Consider the following 2,772-nt stretch of genomic DNA (forward strand, 5'->3'; position numbering starts at 1 on the left):
GGCCAGCACCAGCACCCAGCCGAACCGGTCCGCCAGCTGCCGCGCCACGACCGTCGGCACGGCGAGCATCGCGACCATCAGGATCGCGCCGACCAGCCGCACCCCGATCACCACCGCGGCCACCAGGAAGAGCGTCACCGCCACCTCGACGAGCCGGGTGGACAGCCCGATCGCCGCCGCGTACGCCCGGTCGAACAGGGTCGCGGCCAGCACCCGGCGCAGCACCGCCACCGCCACCAACCCGACGAGCCCGATCGCCCCCATCACCGCAACGTCCCGTTCCAGCAGGCCGGCGGCCTGCCCGAAGAGGAAGGCCTCCAAGCCCGCCTGCTGGGCGTCGCCGGTCGCGGTGATGTGGGTGAGCAGCACGATGCCGAGGGAGAAGAAGCCGGAGAGCACCACGCCGATCGCGGTGTCCGCGCGCAGCACGCTGCGCTCGACCGCGACCATCAACAGCGCCGCGACCACCCCGGCGACCGCGGCCCCGGCCAGCAGGCCCGCGACCTCCTTCGTGCCGGTGACCAGGAACGCGACACACACCCCGGGCAGCGTGGCGTGGGCGATGGCGTCGCCGACCAGGGACCGTCCACGCAGGACAGCGAAGGAGCCGAGCACCCCCGCGGAGATCCCCAGCACCAACGCGCCCGCGACGACGACGGTGTCGGTGTACGGCAGGCCCAGCAGAGCGCTCAGCCGGTCCACACCGGCGTCCCCTCCGGCAGGCCCGCGCCGTAGGCCTCGCGGACCCGCTCCTCGGTGAGCACCTCGGCCACCGGGCCGCAGCCCAGCGCCCGGACGTTGAGCAGCAGCGCCCAGTCGAACGCGCCGCGCACCTGGGCCAGGTCGTGGTGCACGACGACGGTGGACCCGCCCTCGTCCGACAGCTCGCGCAGCAGTTCGAGCAGGTCGGCCTGCGTGCGGGCGTCGATGCCCGCGAACGGCTCGTCCATCACCAGCACCTCGGCCCGCTGGGCGAGCGCGCGGGCGAGGAAGACGCGCTGCCGCTGCCCGCCGGACAGCCGGCCGATCTGACGGCGGGCGAAGGCGGCCATCCCCACTCGCTCCAGGCACTGCGTGGCGATCGCGCGGTCGGCGCGGCCGATCCGGCGGAACCAGCCCGCGGAGCGGTAGCGGCCCATCGCGACGACCTCGTCGACGGTGATCGGGAAGTCCCAGTCCACCGACTCGGCCTGCGGCACGTAGGCCAGGTTCGCCAGCGCCGCGCGGCCCTCCACACCGGCGATGCGCACCGTGCCGGACTCGGCTGCGACCAGCCCCAACGAGGCTTTGAGCAGCGTGGACTTGCCCGCCCCGTTGGGCCCGACGATCGCGGACAGCGCCCCGCGCGGGAAGGTCGCGTCGACCTGCCAGAGGGCGGGGGTGGCCCGGTAGCTGACCGTGAGCCCGGAGATCTCCAGGGCGTCCATCGTCACCTCTCCTGCGCAACGGCGCCCAGGGCGGACGCGATCATCTCGGCGTTGGCCCGGACCATGCCGACGTAGGTGCCCTCCGGGGTGCCCTCGGCGCCGCCGGAGTCCGTGTACAGCTCCCCACCGACGCGGGTGGTGAACCCTCGCTGCGCGGTCGCGGCGAGCAGGGCGTCGACCGTCTGCCGCGGGACGGACGTCTCGATGAACGCCGCGGGCACCCGGCGCTCGGCGAGCAGCGCCGCCACCCGCTCGACGTCGGCGGTCGTCGCCTCCGCGGCCGTCGAGATGCCCTGGATGGCGGCGACCTCGATGCCGTAGCGGCGGCCGAAGTAGGCGAAGGCGTCGTGCGAGGTGACCAGCAGCCGCCGGTCGGCGGGGATCGCGGCGATCCGGGCGCGGACCTCGCCGTCGAGCGCGGTGAGCTCGGCGAGGTAGTCCGCGAGGTTGGCCCGGTAGACCGCGGCGTGCGTGGGGTCGAGGCCCTCGAGTCGCTCCGCGATCGTGCGGACGCAGTCCTCCCAGAGCGCCACGTCGAACCAGATGTGCGGATCCGGCTCGGGGCTGCCCGCGTGGGTGAGCAGGGCCTCCCGTGGGATCCCGTCGGTCACCGCGGTCGTGGGCTGGCGGGCGGCGAGCTGCGCGAGCAGGTCTCCCATCTTCCCCTCGAGCCCCAGGCCGCCGTAGAAGACGACGTCGGCGTTGCGGAAGGTCCGGACGTCCCGCGCGCTGGCCTTGAACAGGTGGGGGTCCACACCCGGCCCCATCAGCCCGGTCACCTGCACGCGGTCGCCGCCGATCCGGCGGACGGCGTCGGTGATCATGGTAGTGGTCGTGGTCACCTGCAGCGTGCGCTCGGCGATCGGGGCCCGGTCGGCGGTGACGGTCTGCGCGGCGCAGCCGGAGGTCAGGAGCGCGACGGCGAGCGCCACGACCGTCCACACGCGCAATGTAGCCTCGCCTACAACGATGTTGAGGTGCATCTACCAGGTGCGGTGACTATAGGGTGCTCCGCCTGCCCGTGGTGTCTCCTTCTGAGAAGGTTCACCGGTGTCCTCCGCCACTGACCTGCCGCCCACGCTCGCCTGGGAGGGCGACGCGCTCGTGCTGCTCGACCAGACTCGGCTCCCCGAACGACACCTGGTCGCCGTATCCTCCGTCGCCGCCCTCGTCGACGCGATTCGACGGCTGGTGGTCCGGGGTGCGCCCGCGCTCGGGGTGGCGGGGGCGTTCGGGGTGGTCCTGGCCCGCCGCGAGGGCGTCGATCCGGAGGTGATCGCCTCGGCCCGGCCCACCGCCGTCAACCTGCGGCGGGGGGTGGGGCGGGCGGCCGCCGCCGCGGACG

Annotated in this window: 3 protein-coding genes and 1 pseudogene; 1 reads left to right on the forward strand and 3 read right to left on the reverse strand. The window is 74.1% G+C overall.

Features of this window, described 5'->3' with window-relative positions; genetic code table 11:
- The 3 genes from H5J29_RS28045 to H5J29_RS28055 form a co-directional block, all read right to left on the reverse strand.
- Positions 1 to 702, reverse strand: a 702-nt coding sequence (locus tag H5J29_RS28045) for a metal ABC transporter permease (RefSeq protein WP_181783997.1), incomplete at its 3' end; no start/stop codon positions are given.
- On the reverse strand, positions 690 to 1,427 hold the full coding sequence (locus H5J29_RS28050; RefSeq protein WP_181783998.1) for a metal ABC transporter ATP-binding protein: 738 nt from the start codon (positions 1,425 to 1,427) through the stop codon (positions 690 to 692). The genes H5J29_RS28050 and H5J29_RS28045, both read right to left, overlap by 13 nt.
- Before the next feature lie 2 nt (positions 1,428 to 1,429).
- Positions 1,430 to 2,371: a metal ABC transporter solute-binding protein, Zn/Mn family gene (locus tag H5J29_RS28055; RefSeq protein WP_312858452.1), complete on the reverse strand. Its 942-nt coding sequence runs from the start codon at positions 2,369 to 2,371 to the stop codon at positions 1,430 to 1,432.
- Between the two features lie 106 nt (positions 2,372 to 2,477).
- Here H5J29_RS28055 and H5J29_RS28060 point away from each other — a divergent pair.
- A pseudogene (locus H5J29_RS28060) lies at positions 2,478 to 2,772 on the forward strand (S-methyl-5-thioribose-1-phosphate isomerase); the annotation flags it as partial.

It is taken from the genome of Pseudonocardia pini (assembly GCF_013870575.1).
Lineage (GTDB): Bacteria > Actinomycetota > Actinomycetes > Mycobacteriales > Pseudonocardiaceae > Pseudonocardia > Pseudonocardia pini.